The organism is Kribbella sp. NPDC004536 (assembly GCF_042873835.1).
Taxonomy (GTDB): Bacteria; Actinomycetota; Actinomycetes; order Propionibacteriales; family Kribbellaceae; genus Kribbella.
This window is the reverse complement of sequence record NZ_JBIALY010000001.1, coordinates 19,906-38,712: the sequence shown is the minus strand read 5'-3', so window position 1 is coordinate 38,712 and position 18,807 is coordinate 19,906. Positions and strand designations below refer to the sequence as shown.

General features: G+C 69.5%; 16 protein-coding genes. 14 read left to right on the top strand and 2 right to left on the bottom strand.

From position 1 onward, the window contains the following. The first annotated feature begins 72 nt into the window (after window positions 1-72). Window positions 73-2,571: an FtsX-like permease family protein gene (locus ACFYRU_RS00160; protein WP_387651121.1), complete on the top strand. Its 2,499-nt coding sequence runs from the start codon at window positions 73-75 to the stop codon at window positions 2,569-2,571. Between the two features lie 7 nt (window positions 2,572-2,578). On the opposite strand, the gene ACFYRU_RS00155 is transcribed toward ACFYRU_RS00160, so the two are convergent. Then, on the bottom strand, window positions 2,579-2,971 hold the full coding sequence (locus ACFYRU_RS00155; RefSeq protein ID WP_387651118.1) for a DUF1844 domain-containing protein: 393 nt from the start codon (window positions 2,969-2,971) through the stop codon (window positions 2,579-2,581). A gap of 295 nt (window positions 2,972-3,266) precedes the next feature. Here ACFYRU_RS00155 and infC point away from each other — a divergent pair, with 295 nt between their 5' ends. The 6 genes from infC to ACFYRU_RS00125 all read left to right on the top strand — a co-directional run bounded on the left by infC (window position 3,267) and on the right by ACFYRU_RS00125 (window position 7,291). Then, window positions 3,267-3,944 (top strand): translation initiation factor IF-3, encoded by a 678-nt coding sequence (infC, locus tag ACFYRU_RS00150; RefSeq protein ID WP_387651115.1) that lies wholly within the window; start codon window positions 3,267-3,269, stop codon window positions 3,942-3,944. A 90-nt stretch (window positions 3,945-4,034) separates the two neighbouring features. After that, on the top strand, window positions 4,035-4,229 hold the full coding sequence (rpmI, locus tag ACFYRU_RS00145; protein ID WP_130383713.1) for a 50S ribosomal protein L35: 195 nt from the start codon (window positions 4,035-4,037) through the stop codon (window positions 4,227-4,229). An 80-nt stretch (window positions 4,230-4,309) separates the two neighbouring features. Further along, complete coding sequence (gene rplT / locus ACFYRU_RS00140; protein WP_380202324.1) at window positions 4,310-4,702, top strand: 50S ribosomal protein L20; 393 nt, start codon at window positions 4,310-4,312, stop codon at window positions 4,700-4,702. A gap of 21 nt (window positions 4,703-4,723) precedes the next feature. After that, the gene (locus ACFYRU_RS00135) at window positions 4,724-5,527 is read left to right on the top strand and encodes a TrmH family RNA methyltransferase (protein ID WP_387651111.1); all 804 of its coding nucleotides are present in this window, start codon (window positions 4,724-4,726) and stop codon (window positions 5,525-5,527) included. Further along, window positions 5,524-6,414 carry a CehA/McbA family metallohydrolase gene (locus tag ACFYRU_RS00130; RefSeq protein WP_387651109.1) on the top strand — a complete coding sequence of 297 codons (891 nt, stop codon included), beginning with the start codon at window positions 5,524-5,526 and terminating at the stop codon, window positions 6,412-6,414. The genes ACFYRU_RS00135 and ACFYRU_RS00130 overlap by 4 nt, the downstream gene beginning before the upstream one ends. Before the next feature lie 163 nt (window positions 6,415-6,577). Further along, window positions 6,578-7,291: a hypothetical protein gene (locus tag ACFYRU_RS00125; protein WP_387651106.1), complete on the top strand. Its 714-nt coding sequence runs from the start codon at window positions 6,578-6,580 to the stop codon at window positions 7,289-7,291. Here the strand turns inward: ACFYRU_RS00125 and ACFYRU_RS00120 are convergent. Next, window positions 7,281-7,985: a TetR/AcrR family transcriptional regulator gene (locus ACFYRU_RS00120; protein ID WP_387651103.1), complete on the bottom strand. Its 705-nt coding sequence runs from the start codon at window positions 7,983-7,985 to the stop codon at window positions 7,281-7,283. The genes ACFYRU_RS00125 and ACFYRU_RS00120 overlap by 11 nt on opposite strands. A 55-nt stretch (window positions 7,986-8,040) precedes the next feature. On the opposite strand from ACFYRU_RS00120, the gene ACFYRU_RS00115 reads away from it, so the two are divergent. From ACFYRU_RS00115 to ACFYRU_RS00085, 7 genes are all read left to right on the top strand, one after another. Beyond that, the gene (locus ACFYRU_RS00115; protein WP_387651100.1) at window positions 8,041-9,558 is read left to right on the top strand and encodes an MFS transporter; all 1,518 of its coding nucleotides are present in this window, start codon (window positions 8,041-8,043) and stop codon (window positions 9,556-9,558) included. A 14-nt stretch (window positions 9,559-9,572) separates the two neighbouring features. Continuing rightward, on the top strand, window positions 9,573-9,917 hold the full coding sequence (locus ACFYRU_RS00110) for a hypothetical protein (RefSeq protein WP_387651098.1): 345 nt from the start codon (window positions 9,573-9,575) through the stop codon (window positions 9,915-9,917). 90 nt (window positions 9,918-10,007) lie between these two features. Further along, on the top strand, window positions 10,008-11,117 hold the full coding sequence (gene pheS / locus ACFYRU_RS00105; protein ID WP_387651096.1) for a phenylalanine--tRNA ligase subunit alpha: 1,110 nt from the start codon (window positions 10,008-10,010) through the stop codon (window positions 11,115-11,117). Then, the gene (locus tag ACFYRU_RS00100) at window positions 11,117-13,852 is read left to right on the top strand and encodes a phenylalanine--tRNA ligase subunit beta (RefSeq protein ID WP_387651094.1); all 2,736 of its coding nucleotides are present in this window, start codon (window positions 11,117-11,119) and stop codon (window positions 13,850-13,852) included. The genes pheS and ACFYRU_RS00100 overlap by 1 nt, the downstream gene beginning before the upstream one ends. Before the next feature lie 154 nt (window positions 13,853-14,006). Further along, a complete protein-coding gene (locus ACFYRU_RS00095) occupies window positions 14,007-15,551 on the top strand; it encodes a gamma-glutamyltransferase (RefSeq protein ID WP_387651091.1) in 1,545 nt (514 codons plus the stop codon). A gap of 43 nt (window positions 15,552-15,594) precedes the next feature. After that, complete coding sequence (locus tag ACFYRU_RS00090; RefSeq protein ID WP_387651089.1) at window positions 15,595-16,569, top strand: glycosyltransferase family 2 protein; 975 nt, start codon at window positions 15,595-15,597, stop codon at window positions 16,567-16,569. Then, window positions 16,566-18,776: a hypothetical protein gene (locus tag ACFYRU_RS00085; protein WP_387651086.1), complete on the top strand. Its 2,211-nt coding sequence runs from the start codon at window positions 16,566-16,568 to the stop codon at window positions 18,774-18,776. The genes ACFYRU_RS00090 and ACFYRU_RS00085 overlap by 4 nt, the downstream gene beginning before the upstream one ends. The last annotated feature ends 31 nt before the right edge of the window (window positions 18,777-18,807 follow it).

Below are 18,807 nucleotides of genomic sequence, written 5' to 3'. Positions count from 1 at the left end.
GCTACCGGCGGCCCTGGCTGCTCGGTCAACCAAGTTTGCATGGTAGATACTGGGTATGCATACTCGGTATCCATGGTGAAGGTCATCAACGACTGGGTGGTCGCGTTGCGCCTGGCGCGGCGGGCGGCGCGGCGGACGCTGGGGCGGACTCTGCTGATCGCGGCGCTCGTCGGGTTGCCGGTGTTGGCCGGGTGTTGGTTCAGCGTCGTGCATCGCGGTACGAATCCGACCGGCGAGGTGCTCGCGCGGACCGAGCTCGGGTCGGCCGACGCGAAGCTCACGGTGCCTTCGGGGCGGACGGACGTACGGCAGGTGCTGCCTCGCGGATCGGTGTACGCGCGGGCGACCACGCTGAACGGAGACCTCGAGCTGCGGGGGAGCGGGGCCGATCTCACCGTCGGGCTGGTGACGGGGGACTTCACCGCACTGGCGACCGGTACGTATCGGCTCGATCAGGGGCGGATGCCGGCCAGGCGCGACGAGGTCGCCCTGTCGCCCGCACTGGCGGAGCACCTCGAGCTACGGCCCGGCGGGGTGCTGACCGGCGCCGACGGGACCAGGTACCGGATCGTCGGGATCGCGCGGACGCTCGACGCGCCGGGGTCGCGGCGGGTCTTCGCACTGCCGGCCGCGGACGACTTCGAGGCGCAGTACCTGGTCGACCTGCCTGCGGGGACCGACGTCGACGGGCTTGCGGACAAGCTCAGCAAGCAGCACATCACGCTGGTCTCCCGGGCTGCCGTCATCGATCCACCGCCGACTCCACGTGGTCCGGTCGGAGGCGAGGCTGCGCGGGTGCTCATCGTCGGCTTCGCCGTGCTGGAGCTGGTCCTGCTCGCCGGTACCGCCTTCGCGGTTGTCGCTCGACGGCAGACGCGAGAGCTGGGGCTGGTGACAGCTGTCGGCGGTACGACGGCCGACGTACGACGGGTGGTTCTCGCGCAGGGGTTGTACGCCGGTCTGCTCGGGGCCGGGGGTGGACTCGTGATCGGTGTGGCGACCGCGCTGCTCGGGAAGTCCTGGTGGGAGAGCGCGGCGTCGCGGCTGATCGTCGAATGGCAGATTCCGTGGCTACAGCTGCTCGGGGCTGTCGCGATCGGACTGGTCGCAGGCCTCGCGTCGGCCCTCGTACCGGCGATCGGCGCCGCGCGGCGGCCTCCGCTCGCGGCGCTCGCCGGACGCTTCGCCGGGGTCGCAGCGAAGACCAGGCTGCGCGTGGTCGCACTGGTTCTGGTCGCGGTCGGCCTGGTTCTGTCGGTGATCGGCAACGTCCAACTGGCGGCAGCGCTCGACACCGCGCGGGCGGAGCGGGCTGCAGCGGACCCGGCGCAGATCTCCCGCGTCGCCTCGGCATCCCCGACGCTTCCGGTCGCATTGGTCGTCGTCGGCATCACTCTGGTCGTAGCAGGCCTCGTCTGGACGCTCCCTGCACTGGTCGGCGTACTTGCCGGCGGTGTGCGCAACCTGCCGCTGAGCATGCGGTTGGCGCTACGGGACGCCTCCCGCCACCGCCACCGCACGGGCCCGGTCACGGCGGTCATCATGATCGCGGTCGCCGGTACGACGGCCCTGGCGTTCGCCGTGGTGAACCAGTCGGCCGCGAAGGCGCAGAACTACGAACCTGCAGGGCGGATCGGCGACGCGGTGCTGCAGTTCGACGGCGACATCCCGTACTCACCACAGCTCGTGGACCGCGTACAGAACCTGCTGCCGGTCGAGCACCGCTACGAGATCGGCACCGTAGTACTGAACGGCACCAAGGAGACCGACGGCTACTTCGTGAATGGCAGCGTCCTCGGCACGGGCTACCCGTTGACGGCGGTCGACCCCGCGTACATCGCTCGCTTCCTCGACTGGGGGCGTCGAGCCGCGGCCGCACTGCGCCAGGGCGACGTCGTCGTACCGCTGGCGAACATGGCGCACGACGGCAAGGTCAAGCTGGCCCGCGGTGACGACCTGGAAGGCCGGAGCGCCTTCGCGTATCCAGCCGCCGTCGTGGCCTCGCCACCTCGCGCAGGCGTACTGCCGAGGTCGGCTCTGATCAGTACTGATGCAGCGCGAAGGCTAGGAACTGCCGAGGTGGATTCGGTCCACTTCAGCCTGCGCGAGCAGCCCAGTGACGCCCAGCTGGCTGCGGTAGCGAAGCTGCTGGGTCACGAGGACGCCTTGAAGGTCGAGCACGGCTACCAGAGCCCAGTACGTAAAGCCTCGATCGGGCTGTTGCTCGCCGGTCTGACAGCAACGCTGCTCGGTGTCGCGATGTCAGTGGCCCTCTCGATGTCGGAGGGCCGTGCGGACTTCGCAACCCTCGCAGCGGTGGGCGCACCGCCACGCCTGCGCCGCGGACTCGCCGCGGCGCAAGGCTGGTTCCTCGGGCAGCTCGGCTGTGTGCTCGGGGTGGCTGTCGGCGCGTTGTACGGGTTCACCGCGCACACCGTGGTCGGTTCGCCGACGGTCGTGGTGCCGTGGGCCGTGATCGCCGGTGTCGCCGTACTCGTACCGCTCTTCGCCGGTGCCGTTCCTTATCTGCTCACGCGTTCCCGGCTGGAGCTGGTACGCCGCGCCGACTGATCAGCTGCTACTTGGTGGCTGCGGGGTAGACGGCGCCGGTGTACTTCTCGCCGGGGCCTTGGCCGGGGTCGTCCTGGATCGAGCTGGCCTCGCGGAATGCGAGTTGCAGCGAGCGCAGGCCGTCCCGGAGCGGGGCGGCGTGGTGGTGGCCGAGCGACGGGGCGGCGGCGTCCAGCAGGCCCGCCAGCGAGTCGATCAGCGAGCGGGCCTCGTCGAGGTCCTTGTGCTCGGGCAGGTCGGCGGCCAGGCCGAGGTTGACCGCGGCCGCGCTCATCAGGTGGAGTGCGGCGGTGGAAATGATCTCCACGGCAGGGACCTCGGCGATGTCGCGGGAGGCGGTCGCCAGGGGGTCGGGCTGCGCTGTGTCATTTAGGTGCGGAGTGGCATCTGCGTCGCTCATGCTGCTACTCTTACACGGCGACCGACCTGGTCCGATGGTGACCCCTGAGTGGAATACGAAGGGTGAGCCAGCGGTTCAAGTCTAAGCGGAGGGCCACCTCCCACCCAGTCGATGAACAGTCGGCGGGTCCCGGTCAACGTACGACGTACCTCCCGCTGCAGGGTTGGGACGTCGTACAGCTGGGAATTGGGCCTTCGTGTGATCGCACGAGGGCCTTCGTGTTTTTCAGGAGGCGCTCCGATCACGAGGTGGCATCCAGTACGAGTTCAACCCAGGAGGACCCATCACCACTGATTTGCGCGTCAACGAGCGCATCCGCGTTCCCGAGGTGCGGCTGGTCGGACCGAACGGTGAGCAGGTAGGCATCGTCCGGATCGAGGACGCACTGCGGCTGGCCCAGGAGGCCGATCTCGACCTGGTCGAGGTCGCGGCGACCGCCCGGCCTCCGGTCTGCAAGTTGATGGATTTCGGCAAGTACAAGTACGAGACCGCGCAGAAGGCGCGCGAGTCCCGCCGGAACCAGACCAACACGATCATCAAAGAGATGAAGCTGCGGCCGAAGATCGACCCGCACGACTACGAGACCAAGAAGGGTCACGTGGTGCGGTTCCTGAAGGCCGGGGACAAGGTCAAGATCACCATCATGTTCCGCGGACGTGAGCAGTCCCGGCCCGAGCTCGGGTTCCGGTTGCTGCAGCGGCTGGCCGAGGACGTCAGCGAGCTCGGCTTCGTCGAGTCCTCGCCGCGCCAGGACGGCCGGAACATGATCATGGTGCTCGGACCGCACAAGAAGAAGTCCGAAGCGCGCGTGGACGTGGAAGCCGAGAAGGCGCAGCGGAAGGCCGAACGGGAGGCCGAGGAGCAGGCGGAGCGCAAGGAACGCGCCGAGCAGGCTCAGGCCCACGAGGCAGAGCGCGCCGCCGGCGTCACCAAGAAGCCGAAGGGTCCGGCCGACAACCTCGACCCGGAGTGACGAAACGCTCCGGCCGCCAGGTCAGTCACAGCAGCCGGAGCCGTCACACCGAAGATCGAGTCAACGAAGATAATCAGGAGCAGAACAGCCATGCCGAAGATGAAGACCCACTCGGGGATGAAGAAGCGGGTCCGGGTCACCGGGTCGGGCAAGATCCGTCGTGAGCAGACCGGTGTCCGGCATCTCGCCGAGGCGAAGTCGTCGAAGCGCAAGCGCCGCCTGTCCGGCACCGTCGAGGTCGCCCCGGCGTACGTGAAGAAGGCCAAGAAGCTGCTCGGCATCTGAGCACCCCCACCCCCCAGCACATCCCCCGCCGAGTGGGCTCCGTCCCGGCTCCGGCGCAGAAATTCAAGGAGTAACACCTCATGGCACGCGTGAAGCGGGCAGTCAACGCCCACAAGAAGCGTCGTACCGTACTTGAGCAGGCCAGCGGTTACCGCGGCCAGCGCTCGCGGCTGTACCGCAAGGCCAAGGAGCAGGTCACCCACTCGCTGGTCTACGCCTACCGTGACCGCAAGGCGCGCAAGGGCGACTTCCGCAAGCTGTGGATCCAGCGCATCAACGCCGCGGTCCGCGCCGAGGACCTGACCTACAACCGCTTCATCCAGGGCCTGCGCCTGGCCGAGGTCGAGGTGGACCGCAAGATCCTCGCCGACCTCGCCGTCAACGACCCGGCGGCGTTCTCCGCGCTCGTGCAGGTGGCCAAGGCCGCCCTGCCGGCGGACGTGAACGCGCCGAAGTCCGACGCCGCGGCCTGAGCAACACCCGCAACCGAACAAGTGGCGAGCCCTGGTCTGTTGACCGCGCAGTCCGCGCGGATCAAACAGGCCCGCAGGCTCGCCACTCGTGCGTTCCGGCGCAAGGCCGGCCGGTTCCTGGTCGAGGGCCCACAGGCCGTCCGCGAGGCCCTCGAGCATCGCGAACTGGTCGTCGAGGTGTACGCCGAACCCGCCGTCGCCACCCGGCACCGTGATCTGTACGACCTGGCCGCGGCGGCCGGGGTCGCGTGGTTCGAGGTCGACCGGGCCGCGATCGACGCGCTGAGCGAGACCGTCACCTCGCAGGGCGTGGTCGCGGTCTGCACGCTCGTGAACGTTCCGCTCCGGACCGATTCGCTCCAGCTCGTCGCGGCCGGGGTCCAGGTCCGTGATCCGGGCAACGTCGGCACCTTGATCCGTACGGCGGACGCCGCCGGCGCGGATGCCGTCGTACTGTCGGCCGAGTCCGTCGACCCGCACAACCCGAAGGCAGTCCGGGCCAGCGTCGGCAGTATCTTCCACGTCCCGGTGACCACCGACGTCGACATCGTCTCCGCCGTGGGCGCGTGGCGTGCCCAGGGCCTGCAGGTGCTCGCCGCCGACGGGTACGGCGCGACCGACCTGGACACCTGCATCGACGACGGGACGCTCGCGAAGCCGACCGTCTGGCTGTTCGGGAACGAGGCGCACGGCCTGCCCGACGGCATCAACGCGCTCGTCGACCACTCGGTGAAGGTCCCGATCTACGGCCGCGCCGAATCCCTCAACCTGGCCACCGCGGCCGCCGTCTGCCTGTACGCGTCGGCCCGGGAGCAGCGCCGGTGATCTTCGACCTGCCGGGCCGGTTCTGGCGCGGGAACCTGCACACCCACTCGAACCTGTCCGACGGCGCGTTGACCCCGGCCGAGACTGCTGAGGTGTACCGCAACGCCGGGTACGACTTCGTCGCGATCACCGACCACTTCCGCCCCGAGTACGGCTACCCGGTCACCGACACGCGGGACCTGCGCACGGACACCTTCACCACGCTCGTCGGCGCCGAACTCCACGCCCCACGCACCGAAGCCGGCCAGTCCTGGCACATCGTGGCAGCCGGCCTCCCCCTGGACTTCGAGCCCCCAACTGCTTCTGAAACCGGTCCTGGGTTGGCGCGGCGGGCCCGTGCCGCCGGAGCATTCGTCGGCATGGCCCACCCGTCAGCCTCACTGCTGACGGCCACCGACGCGGAGAGCCTCGACGCCGCCCACTCGATAGAGGTCTACAACGCCCTGGCCGACCGCGAAAACCGCGCCGACAGCTGGCACCTCACCGACGTCCTCCTCAACCGCGGCCACCGCTTCACCACCTACGCCGCCGACGACGCCCACCTCCAACCCCAGGACCCACCCCCTTGCCAAGCCTGGGTCCAGGTCCGCGCCGAAGGGTTGGACCCCGATGCCCTACTGGCAGCGTTGAAGTCCGGCCACTTCTACTCCAGCACCGGCCCCGAGCTCCACGACGTACGGATCGAAGCCGACGAGATCCACGTCCACTGCTCACCCGCCACCAAACTCCTCCTCACCGGCGGCCACCCCGGCGCAGAAGTTGCCCAAGGCACCAACCTCACCCACCACAAGTTCCCCCTGACCCTCTTCACCGGCACCCACTGCCGCATCACCGTAGAAGATGCATCAGGCGCCCAAGCCTGGACCAACCCGATCCACCTCGGTTGACGACAGCCGCGCGGGCGTGTCAGCGTTGGGGTAGCGCGTGTCAGGGCGCCTCCTCTTCGCGGCAAGCACTGAGTGCACCTGGACTGTTGGATCTTGGGTCACGGCCGATTCACCCTTCGGGACGGCCTGGTCAGCGGAGCGGGCTGTCTGGAAGGACTGTCGGATGTCGGCTACACCGCTGCCTGCGAAGGCGAGTCTCAGTCAGTTGCGCGCCCGGGCGAAGGAACTGCGGAAGGCGGTCGCGAAAGAGCGGCCCGATGCGATCGAGCAGGTCCGCCGGCACCATCCGTCGTACGACGGGAACGCCGCCGGCTTCACGCTGCGGGACGCCCAGCTGACCATCGCCCGTGAGTACGGGCTGGCCAGCTGGCCGGAGCTGATGCAGAAGGTCGCCACCGAGCTCGTCGAAGGACGCGAGCTGCACCGGTACTTCGGGGTCGAGCTCAACAACGAGACCTGGGACCTGCTCGAGCAGATCGACGAGTCGAGCCCGCTGGTGGACCAGGAACGGATGCTGTACGGCGCGTACGCCGCCTGCTTGCACTGGCTCGAGGCGGGCAACGAGGCGAACCACGCCCGCGGCGAGCACCTGATCGCCCGGACCGCGCTGCGGATCGGCCGCGTCGAACTCGGCCTGCACCACGCACGCCGATGCCTCGAACTCGTCCTGGCCTACCCGGAGCAGATGTCGGACTGGGACGAGCCGTTCGCCCGCGAGGCGCTCGCCCGGGCGCTGGCGGCGACCGGAGACCCCGTCGGAGCACGGCGCGAGCTGGACCGCGTGGAGCAGCTGACGGTGGCGGTCTCCGACGAGCGGGACGCCGAGGTGCTGCGGGCGGAGCTCGCGAAGGAGCCGTGGTTCGGGCTTACTTCGTGACGCGCGTCTGGAGGCCGTCGAGCAGTGCGTCGAGGCCGTAGACGAAGCTCTCGGTGAGGGCGGCGTCGAGGCCCGTTCCGGTCCGGCGGCGCACGGACGCCTGCATGTCCGGGTAGTCGCCGGCCGCGGACTGGGCCTGTTCGAGCAGGTTCGCGACCCACTGCTCCTCGGTCTGCCCGGACTTGCGATGCATCTCGCGGGTGGCGACCTCGGCGCTGGCCGTACCGAGCACGTACGACATCACGCTGCCCATGGCCAGGTCGACCTCGGGGTCGGAGAACCCGGCCGCGCGGAACAGCACCATGCCGCGGGCGCCGAGGCCCATCGCCTTCGGCCCGATGCTCGGCCGGCTGTACATCACCTCGGGCAGCCAGGGATGGCGCAGTACGGCGGACCGCAGGCTGTGCCCGAACAGGAGTGCCCCGGCCCGCCAGCCGGCCAGCTCGGGTTCCGGTACGTCGATCTCGCCCCAGACCTCGTCGATCAGCAGATCGATCAGGTCGTCCTTGGTCGGGACGTGCCAGTACACGCTGGTGGCGCCGGCGCCGAGCTTCGCGGCCAGCTTCCGCATGCTCAGCCCGGTCAGCCCCTCGGCGTCGAGGAGTTCCATCGCGGTGGCCACGATCTGCTCCCGGCTGAGCGTCTCGCGAGCGGGGGACGCCTTGCGTTCCCGGGTCCAGATCGTGTCCTTCATGACGCCATCCTACAAAGGACTCGCACGCCGTACGAGTTTGTCGTACAGTGTGCGAGTGACTAGTACACCGTTCGAGTCTTCTGAAACCGCGACCGGACACCCCCGGCGCTGGTGGATCCTGCTGATCCTGTGCCTGAGCCTGATGGTTCTGGTCGTCGACAACACCGTCCTGAACCTGGCGATCCCGTCGCTGATGCGTGACCTGGACGCGACCCCGGCCGACATCCAGTGGGTGATCGACGCCTACATCCTGGCGTTCGCCGGGCTGTTGCTGACCGCAGGAAGCCTGTCCGACCGGTACGGGCGGCGGAAGATGCTGCTGTTCGGCCTGGTGATCTTCGGCGCCGCCTCGCTGCTCGCGACGCTCGCCGAGAACCCGTGGCAGCTGATCGCGTGCCGTGGGCTGATGGGAGTCGGCGGCTCGTTGCTGATGCCGAGCACGCTGTCGCTGCTGTTCACGGTGTTCCCGCCGGAGGAGCAGCGCAAGGCGATGGCCGGCTGGTCGATGGTCGCGATGGTCGGCGTGGTGGCCGGTCCGACGGTCGGCGGCGTCCTGCTGAACCACTTCTGGTGGGGCTCGATCTTCCTGCTGAACGTCCCGATCGCGGTGCTCGCGATCATCGGCACGCTGGCGCTGATCCCCGAGTCGAAGGGCCCGGCCCGGGATGTCGACCCGGTGGGCGCGGTGCTGACGATGGTCGGGATGGCGTCGGTCGTCTGGGCGATCGTCTCGATCCCGCTGCACGGCTGGGGTTCCGCCCGGATGCTCGGCGGGCTGGCCGTCGGGGTGGTCGCGCTGACCGCGTTCGCGCTGTGGGAAAAGCGGAGCGCGCATCCGATGGTGCCGCTCGCGTTGTTCAAGGACCGGCGGTTCAGCGGTACGAGCTTCTCGATCGTGCTGCTCTCGTTCACCGCGGGTGGTCTGCTGCTGGCGCTGACGCAGTACCTTCAGTTCGCGCTCGGGTACTCGCCGTTGAAGGCCGGGCTCGCGCTCATCCCGTACGCGCTGTCTGCCGCGCTGTTCAACGGTCTGGGCGCGACCCTCGGGAAGAAGATCGCGGACCGGACGCTGATCGCGGTCGGGCTGCTGATCATCGCGGGCAGTTTCGCGATCCTGACCCAGGTGTCGGACACCAGCGGGTACGGCCTGCTGATCCTCGGCCTGCTGGTGATGGGCGTCGGCGGCGGTCTGGCCGGTCCGGCGGCGTACACGCTGCTGATGCAGGCCGTGCCGCCGGAGCACCGGGGCGTCGGCTCCGCGATGAACGACACCGTCCAGCAGACCGGCGCCGCGCTGTCGGTTGCCGTACTGGGCAGTGTGCTCGCCGCGGCGTATTCGTCGGCGCTCCCGGACTCGGTCCCGGAGGCGGCGCGCAAGTCGATCGCCGACACGCTCGCGCTCGGCCCGGACTTCTTCGCCGCCGCCAAGCACGCCTTCGTCGACGCGATGTCGATCGCGATGACCGTCGGCGCGGCCGGCGCGGTCGCGGGTGCGCTGGTCGCCCTCGCGGTCCTCCCGAAGGGCGAGGCGAAGGTGCAGGACCCGTCAAGCGTGGACGACCCGGTGCACTGACAGCATGCGGAGTCGTGCCTGACTCCCAGCAGCTCGCGAACCTGGCATTGATGTCGATGCTGATCCTGCTCCCGCTCGCGCTCGGCACCATGCTGTACGGCCGCTCCCGCGGCACCCGCCGCGTACTCACCTGGGCCCGTGCCCTCGCCCTGGCGACGCTCGTACTGACCATCGCGTACGACGTCGCCGGGGCAGTGGTACTCCTCCTCATCGAGCCCACGCCAGGTCACCCACCGTGGACCAACCCCGCGCTCGCCACGAAGTACCCGTACTTCTACCTCCCGATAGGCGTAGGCGCCTTCCTGGCCGCCCTGGGAGTCCTCGTCGGCGTGATCCGAGCCCGCCACAAGCTGGGCTGATCCGCGCGCGGTTGTGGACAGCCGATTCACGGTCTTGGGGGTGGGGTTTCTAGACTGCAAGTCGCAGACGTACCAACCCGAGAGCGAGCCATGTCCGGTCCCAACACTGATTACGACCCGGTCGAAGTGACGCCGCTGCATGCCGAAGAGGTGGAGCGGACCCGCGACGAGGCGCTGAAGGCGTTTACCGGGGCGGCCGATCTGGCTGCCCTGCAGGACGCGAAGTCGGCCCATCTGGGCGACAAGTCGCCGATCGTGCTGGCCAACCGGGAGATCGGCGCGCTGCCGCCGCAGGCCCGCAAGGAGGCCGGGCAGCGGATCGGCGCCGCCCGGAAGGCGATCAACGAGGCGTTCGCGGCCCGGCTCGCGGTGCTCGAGGCGGAGCACGAGGAGCGGATGCTCGCCACCGAGCGCGTCGACGTGACGCTGCCGTGGCACACACCCGAGCTCGGCGCGCGGCATCCGCTGTCGCTCATCTCCGAGCAGGTCGCGGACGTGTTCACCGCGCTCGGCTGGGACGTGGCCGAGGGGCCCGAGGTCGAGGCCGAATGGCTGAACTTCGACGCGCTGAACTTCCAGCCCGACCACCCGGCGCGGCAGATGCAGGACACCTTCTTCGTGGAGCCCGCCGGTTCCGGCAAGGTGCTGCGGACGCACACGTCGCCGGTGCAGTCGCGCTCGATGCTGAGCCGCAAGCCCCCGATCTACGTGATCTGCCCGGGCCGGGTGTTCCGGACCGACGAGCTGGACGCGACGCACACGCCGGTCTTCTACCAGGTCGAGGGCCTGGTCGTGGACGAGGGCATCACGCTCGCGCACCTCAAGGGCACGCTCGACCACTTCGTCGTGTCGATGTTCGGCGAGGGCCTGGAAGCGCGGCTCCGCCCGAACTTCTTCCCGTTCACCGAGCCGTCGGCCGAGGTGGACCTGAAGTGCTTCGTCTGCCGCGGCGCCTCCGTCGGCAACCCGGACCGCCCGTGCCGGACCTGTGGCAGCGAGGGCTGGATCGAGTGGGGCGGCTGCGGCGTGGTGAACCCGCGGGTCCTGCAGGCCAACGGCATCGACACCGAGCGGTACTCGGGCTTCGCCTTCGGTATGGGCCTGGAGCGGACGCTGATGTTCCGCAACGGGGTCGAGGACATGCGGGACATGGTCGAGGGTGACGTGCGGTTCAGCCGCCAGTTCGGGATGGAGATCTGATGCGGGTCCCACTGTCATGGCTTCGTGAGTACGTCGACCTCCCGGCTGACGTGACCGGCCGGCAGGTCGCGGAGCAGCTGATCCGGGCCGGCCTCGAGGTGGAGACCGTCGAGGAGTCCGACCTGACCGGTCCGCTCGTCGTCGGCAAGGTGCTCACGTACGAGAACGAGCCGCAGAAGAACGGCAAGACGATCCGCTGGTGTTCGCTGGACATCGGCAAGGACGAGCCGCAGTGGGTCGTCTGCGGTGCGCACAACTTCGAGGTCGGCGACCTTGTGGTGGTCGTGCTGCCGGGTGCGGTGCTGCCCGGTGGGTTTGCGATCGCGGCGCGGAAGACGTACGGGCACGTGTCCAACGGGATGATCTGCTCGAGTACGGAGCTCGGTCTGGGCGACGACGGTACGCACGGCATCGTCGTACTGGAGCCCGGCGAGGCGCAGCCGGGTGACGACGCGATCGAGCTGTTGTCGCTGCGGGACGACGTGCTGGACATCGCGGTCACTCCTGACCGTGGGTACTGCCTGTCGATCCGCGGCGTCGCGCGCGAGGCGGCGACGGCGTACGGCGTACCGCTGAAGGACCCGGCCTCGTTGACGTTGAACGGGTCGGGTTCGGGTGGTTACCCGGTGCGCGTGGACGATGCCGCGGCGTGCAGCGTGTTCGTGACGCGGACGGTGACCGGGATCGACCCGAAGGCGTTGTCGCCGCGCTGGATGCAGAAGCGGTTGCTCGCGTCCGGGATGCGGCCGATCTCGATCGGGGTCGACGTCACGAACTACGTGATGCTCGAGCTCGGGCAGCCGATCCACGGGTACGACAAGGCGCGGCTGGCCGGTGAGATCGTGGTCCGGCGGGCGAACGCGGGCGAGAAGTTGATGACGCTCGACGACCAGACGCGGGAGCTCGACGCCGAGGACCTGCTGATCACCGACGACTCCGGGCCGATCGGTGTCGCCGGTGTGATGGGTGGTGCGTCGACGGAGATCTCGGACGCGACCACCGACGTCGTGATCGAGGCGGCGCACTTCGACCCGATCGTCATTGCACGCGCGTCGCGGCGGCACAAGCTGTCGTCCGAGGCGTCGCGTCGCTTCGAGCGCGAGGTCGACCCGGCGCTCCCGCGGTACGCCGCCCAGCGCGTCGCCGACCTGCTGGCCGAGTACGCCGGTGGCACGATCCTCCCCGACGAAACGGTCGTCGACACCCACCCGGCCCCCGCCCCGGTAAACCTCCGAGCCGACCACGCCGTTCGCGTCGCGGGCGCACCGATCACCCTCGAGGAAACCCTGCAGCACCTCCACTCGGTCGGCTGCACGATCGAGCGAGCCGCTGCCGGAGCAACCCCCGCCCCACTTGCGGTCGGCGTCCACGCTCCGGCTCTGGTCGTCGACGCGGCGCCGCGCGCCGCGGGTGCGGCAACCGGCGGTGTCGCGAGCGGGTCGGTCGGTGCGCCGGCGACCGGTGCGGCCCGGCCGGGGCAGCCTGCGCCCCTCGGTGCCGAGGAGCGCGGCGGCGCCGACGCGGCCGTGAGCGCGGCCTCGGCCGACGCCACCCGAGCGGGCTCGGGCTTGGCTGCTGACCTGGTTGGTGATGACTTGCTGACCGTCACGCCGCCGTCGTGGCGGCCGGATTTGCGGGATCCCAACGACTTTGCCGAGGAAGTTATTCGGCTGTTCGGGTACGACAACGTGCCTTCGGTGCTGCCTGCCGCGCCGGGTGGGCAGGGGCTGACCGTTTCGCAGAAGCGGCGGCGGAAGGTGGCGACTGCGCTGGTGGGCGCGGGGCTGACCGAGGTGGTGTCGTACCCGTTCACAGGTGCGGCCGACTTCGACGCGATGGGCATTCCGGCCGACGACTCCCGCCGTACGACGGTCAAGCTCGTCAACCCGCTCTCCGACGAAGAGCCGTCGATGCAGACGACCCTGCTCGCGACTCTGCTCCGGACCGCCGAGCGCAACGTCGGCCGGGGCGCGACGGACCTGGCGATCTTCCAGACCGGCCTGGTCTTCCTGCCCAAGGCCGAGACGAAGCCCGCGCCGCTGCCGTCGGTCGCGCAGCGGCCGAGCGACGACGAGATCCAGGCGCTGTACGACGCGCTGCCGGACCAGCCGCTGCACGTCGCCGCGGTGCTGACCGGCGCGCGGACGCCGACCGGCTGGTGGGGCAAGGGCCGTCCGGCGGGCTGGGCCGACGCGGTGCAGATCGCGCGGCTGATCGCGTCCGCGGTCGGCGTCGAGCCGGTCGTACGCAACGTCGAGCTCGCGCCGTGGCACCCAGGCCGGTGTGCCGAGTTCGTGGTCGGCGGTACGGTCATCGGCCACGCGGGCGAGCTGCATCCGAAGGTGTGTCAGGCGTTCGGGCTGCCGGCCCGGTCGAGTGCGCTCGAGCTGGACCTGGACGCGCTGATCGCGGCGGGTCCGGAGTCGATCACCGCACACCCGTTCTCGTCGTACCCGGTCGCGAAGGAGGACGTCGCGCTGATCGTGGCGGCGGACGTCCCGGCAGCCGACGTACAGGTGGCGCTGGCCGAGGGCGCGGGCGAACTGCTGGAGTCGGTGCGGCTGTTCGACGTGTACACGGGTGAGCAGATCGGCGAGGGGAAGAAGTCGCTCGCGTTCGCGCTCCGCTTCCGCGCGCCGGACCGCACGCTGAAGGAGAACGAGGTCGCCGACGCCCGTCAGGCGGCGGTCCAGGTGACGGTCGACCGCTTCAACGCCGTCCAACGGGTCGGCTGACCACCATGACCACCGGCGCCACGCGCCTACCCACCCCGCACGCAGCCGCGCGGGGTGGGGCCACGCCAGGGCGGGTCGGACGCGCCGGGGCGCTCCCGGTGGTCCGTCCGAGCGGCGGCGAACGCCGGGTGGTTCACCCGAGCGGCGGCGCGCGATGACTGCGGGGCATCCGCGGGTTGCGGTTGCTGCGCCTAACGCGGCGGCGGCGGATGCTGGGGTGCGGGTGGCGGCTGAGGGTGGGAATGCCGTGGATGCGGCGATTGCCGCCACGCTCGTCACGATGGTGAACGAGATCGGGGTGGTGTCGCCCGCGTCCGGTGGGTTCGTCACGTTGCAGGTCGCGGGCGGTGATCCGGTCACGATCGACGGCTGGGTGGAGATGCCGGGCCGCGGTCTGTCGACGGACAGTTTCGGGCGCGGCGTGTGGGACGTCACGACCGACTACGGCGGCGGTACGACCACCACCGTCGGCCACGGTTCGGTCGCCACGCCGGGCGGGATGAAGGCGCTCGACCTGGCCCATCGCCGTTCGGGCAAGGCGCCGTGGCGCGAGGTGGTCCAGCCCGCGATCGACGTCGCCCGCAACGGTTTCGCGCTGAGCCGCACCTCGGGGTACTACCTCGGCTTCACCCACGAGATCATCTTCGGCTGGCATCAACCCAGCCACGGTGTCGTGCACGACGTCGACGGCGAGGTGATCAAGGCCGGCAGTACGGTCGTGATCCCGGAGCTGGCCGAAGCCCTCGAGCTGATCGCCCGCGACGGCGCCGAGACCATGTACACGGGCCAGCTGGCCCAGCTGCTGATCCAGGACATGGCCGCGAACGAAGGCATCCTCACCGCCGAGGACCTCGCCGCGTACGAGGCCGTCGTACGTCCGGCGCTGATCGTCAAGCAGAACGGCTGGCGCCTCGCGACGAACCCGCCGCCCGCCGTCGGCGGAGTCGCGGCGGCCGCGATGCTCGCGCTGCTGGACGGCGTACCGGCCGACGGGAGCTGGCGGCAGTCCGAGCTGGAGCGCCTCGTCGACGTGCAGTACGCGGTCCTCGGTCGTCGCCTCGCCGAGCTCGACGCGGAGGACGTACGGAAGCTCGAAGGGCAGAAGCTGCTGGACCTGGCCGCGGCCGGTGACCTGCGCGCGCTGACCTCGCCGAGTACGGCGACGGTGTCGGTCGTCGACGACGAGGGCGACGCGTGTGCGATCACGGTCTCGTCGGGCTACGGCTCCGGCGTACTCACGCCGGGTACGGGCATCTGGCTGAACAACGCGCTCGGTGAGCAGGAGCTCCTGCACGGCGGCCCGCACAGCCTCGCCCCGGGCACCCGGCTGACGTCGAACATGGCGCCGAGCGTCGCGCGCCGAGACAGCGACGGCGCCGTACTCGCGATCAGCTCACCCGGTTCGGACCGGATCCCGACCGCGCTCGCCCAGGTCTACGCGCTGTACACGCACGGCGGCCTCTCGCTCCGCGAGGCTGTCGAGCATCCGCGGCTGCATGTCCGCGTCCGCGAGGACGTGGTCGTCGACTACGAGGACGACCTGCCGGTGTCGGGTTCGACCGCGCTGCCGACCCGCCCGATGCCGCCGCACTCGATGTACTTCGGCGGGGTCGCGGCCGCGTTCTGGGATCCGGCCGACGGCCTGCTCGCGGTCGGCGACCCGCGCCGTACCGGTGCGGTGGCGATCTCGCCGACGTAGCACACGCTAAGGTCAACGTCTGATCCCACCCGAAAGGCAGCCGATGCGGGAAAAACCCGAGCTCTCCGTCGTCGTACCGATGTACGACGAGGAAGAGGTGCTGCCGATCTTCTTCCAGCGGATGCACCCGCTGCTCGACGGGCTCGGGATCACGTACGAACTGCTCGTCGTCGACGACGGCAGCCGGGACAAGACCGCCGCGCTGCTGCTCGACGCCGCGAAGGACTGGCCGCAGCTGCGGGTCGTCCGGCTGCTCCGTAACAGCGGTCACCAGGCGGCACAGTCGGCAGGCTTCCGGCGGGCCCGCGGCCGGTACGTGGTCACGATCGACGCCGACCTGCAGGATCCGCCCGAGGTGATCGCCGAGTTCCTGCGCGCCGTCGAGGAGGAGGACGTCGACGTCGTGTACGGCGTCCGCTCGGACCGTTCGAGCGACTCGTGGGCGAAACGGACGACCGCCCGGCTGTACTACCGGTTGATGTGCCGCCTGGTCGGCAAGGAGATCCCGTTCGACGCGGCCGACTTCCGGCTGGTGACGCGCCGGGTGGTCGATGCGGTGAACGCGCTGCCGGACGACGGCCGGGTGTTCCGGCTGGTGATCCCGTGGCTCGGCTTCCCGAGCACCGAGGTTCGATATGTCCGCGCCGAACGGGCTGCGGGCACGACGAAGTACAACTTCTCCAAAATGCTGCGGCTCGCGTTCGACAGCGTGACCGCGTTCTCGGCGGCGCCGCTGCGGCTGGCGACCTGGCTCGGGCTGCTCGGTGGCGCGATGTCCGGGGTGTTCGTGATCGGTGCGCTGGTGATCAAGCTGACCGGCCGCAGCATCCCGGGCTGGACGTCGACGGTGCTCGCGGTCAGTGTGATCGGCGCGATCCAGCTGCTCTGCCTCGGTCTGCTCGGTGAGTACGTCGCCCGGCTGTTCCAGTCGAGCCAGCGCCGCCCGCAGTTCCTGGTCGGCTACGACAGCCTCGAGGACCACGGGCACCAAGAGCCCGTCCACGAAACGCACAGATGAAGCGTCTTCTCCCGTGGCTGCTACCGATCTTGGTAGCGGTCGGCGGGTTTGTTTCGCTGGGGGATGTCGGTGCGGGCCCGCTGCTGAAGTACGCCGGGTACTTCGCCGGGGCGATCGCGCTGCCCGGCACGTTGATCCTGCGGGCGGTCTGGCGCAGTACCGGTAACTGGGCCGAGGATCTCGGGCTGGGGTCGATCGTCGGCGCGACCTGGCAGTTGATCGGCTGGGCGATCTTCACCGCGCTCGGGTGGCAGCGATGGCTGATCGTCTGGCCGGCGCTCCTGCTGATCGGCTTCGCGGTCGCGGGACGCCGGCACTTCCGGATCGCGGAGCCGAAGCCGTTGCCGTTCGCGTGGACCGTCGGACTGGCGGTGTCGGCGGCGGTGATGGTCGGTGCGACCACGTTCGGCGTGATGGCGTACCACGCGATGCCCCCGGACGGTAAGGCGTACTACCCGGACCTGCTGTACCACCTGTCGATGGTGCACGAGCTGACTCGCTCCGTACCGCCCGAGCTCCCACAGGTTGTAGGGGAGCGCCTTGACTACCACTGGTTCGCCAACGCCGACATGGCCGCAGCCGTGGACACCACACGGCTGACACCGCTCGTCGTACTGTTCCGCCTCTGGGTCCTCCCGTGGCTGGTCGTGTCACTACTCGTCTGCGCAACCCTGGCCAGAACCGTGAGCCGCACATGGTGGACCGGCGTACTCGCCGCACTCGCCCTGGCCGCACCGCAGCTGTTCCTGTTGCTGGACACGAGTGTGAACCTCGCACCACCCGTCAGCTTGCTGAGCCCGTCGCAGACGTTCGGCATGGTCGCGGCTGTTGCCGTAGCTGTGTTCTTGATCGACCTGCTGTTCAGAAACGGCACCCGCCGACTCTGGCTGCTCATCGTGCCCGTAGCGCTAGTAGGCGGTGGCTCTAAACCCACAGTGCTCCCGCTGCTAGTGGGCGCAGTCGGTGTAGCGGCGCTCTACGTACTAGTGACCACCCGACGCCTCCCGTGGCGTCTTATCGGTACGACTGCAGTACTGCTCGTCGCCGGCGCCATCACTTTCCTGAGCGTCGCCGGCAGCACCAGTGGTTCCCGCTTGCAGTTCTTGGCCGTACTGAAGTCGCTACCCGTCTACACCGCAGCCACTGGTGACAAGACGCAGCCAGGGGACGGTGGACTGATCCTCCCGGCGCTGATGCACGGTGAGGTACTAGGAACACTCAGTCTGCTGCTAGGACTGCTCCTCACTCTCCAGGCGATGTCCTGGGCCGGCTTCGGCGTCGTCGGCCGGAAGGATCCGATCGCGTGGTTCCTGCTCGGCGCGATGATCGCGGGCTGGGCCGGCTATCTGCTCGTCGACCACCCGTCCGTCAGCGAGTCGTACTTCGTCTACACGGCCGCACCGTTCAGCCTCGCCGGCGCGGGCTGGTTCGCGGCGACCAGTGCGCGCGCATCGGGAAGGCCGATCCCGATCGCGGTCGCCGCCTTCGTCCTGTCGATCGGGTACGCCGGTCTGCTCGTCTGGGCTCGTGGTGTGCCGGCGGCCTCGACCGGTCGCCAGCTGTGGCTCAGTACGCGGATGCTACTCGTCGTTCTCGGCATCACGCTCTTCTTGCTGCTCGTGTGGCGCCTGACGTTGCGGCAGGCCGGTGGCGGCATGTTCGTCGTACTGGTGTTGCTGTCGACCGCGCCGATCAGCTCGTTCGCGCAGAGCGCCGTACGTGGTGACACCGAGATGGCGCCGACGTACCGGGCCGCGCGTTGGTGGGTGTACCCGGACGAAGCTGAGGCGGCGTTGTGGCTCGGGCAGAACTCGGCGACGACCGACGTGGTGGCGACCAACACGTGGTGCCGACCGGCGGGGTCGATCGCGCCCGGCTGCGATGCTCGCGGGTACCTGGTCAGCGGAATCGCCGGCCGCCGTACTCTCCTCGAAGGCTGGGCGTACACGAACCAGGCGATGGCCAACCAGGGTCGCGGGGGCCATCGGTACACAGAGCAGCCGTCGCCCTGGCCGGATCGCTTCGCCCTGACCGAGCAGGCTCTTACCGCACCGACCCCAGCGGTGTTGCGGGAGCTTCGCAACGAGTACGGCGTCCGCTGGCTGTACGCGGACGAGCGCAACGGGCCCGTGGCGCCCGCGCTCGACCAGCTCGCCGTCCGGCGACACAGCATCGGCAAGGTCTTGATCTACGACCTCGGACAGTGATTGTCCCGTAACATGACGTGGCAAGGTTCGC

Coding starts and splice junctions, on each gene's coding strand:
- rpmI (WP_130383713.1), top strand. CDS start 4,035: ATGCCGAAGATGAAGACCCACTCGGGGATGAAGAAGCGGGTCCGGGTC.
- ACFYRU_RS00120 (WP_387651103.1), bottom strand. CDS start 7,985: ATGAAGGACACGATCTGGACCCGGGAACGCAAGGCGTCCCCCGCTCGC.
- ACFYRU_RS00125 (WP_387651106.1), top strand. CDS start 6,578: ATGTCGGCTACACCGCTGCCTGCGAAGGCGAGTCTCAGTCAGTTGCGC.
- ACFYRU_RS00100 (WP_387651094.1), top strand. CDS start 11,117: ATGCGGGTCCCACTGTCATGGCTTCGTGAGTACGTCGACCTCCCGGCT.
- ACFYRU_RS00155 (WP_387651118.1), bottom strand. CDS start 2,971: ATGAGCGACGCAGATGCCACTCCGCACCTAAATGACACAGCGCAGCCC.
- ACFYRU_RS00085 (WP_387651086.1), top strand. CDS start 16,566: ATGAAGCGTCTTCTCCCGTGGCTGCTACCGATCTTGGTAGCGGTCGGC.
- ACFYRU_RS00095 (WP_387651091.1), top strand. CDS start 14,007: ATGACTGCGGGGCATCCGCGGGTTGCGGTTGCTGCGCCTAACGCGGCG.
- ACFYRU_RS00090 (WP_387651089.1), top strand. CDS start 15,595: ATGCGGGAAAAACCCGAGCTCTCCGTCGTCGTACCGATGTACGACGAG.
- rplT (WP_380202324.1), top strand. CDS start 4,310: ATGGCACGCGTGAAGCGGGCAGTCAACGCCCACAAGAAGCGTCGTACC.
- ACFYRU_RS00160 (WP_387651121.1), top strand. CDS start 73: ATGGTGAAGGTCATCAACGACTGGGTGGTCGCGTTGCGCCTGGCGCGG.
- pheS (WP_387651096.1), top strand. CDS start 10,008: ATGTCCGGTCCCAACACTGATTACGACCCGGTCGAAGTGACGCCGCTG.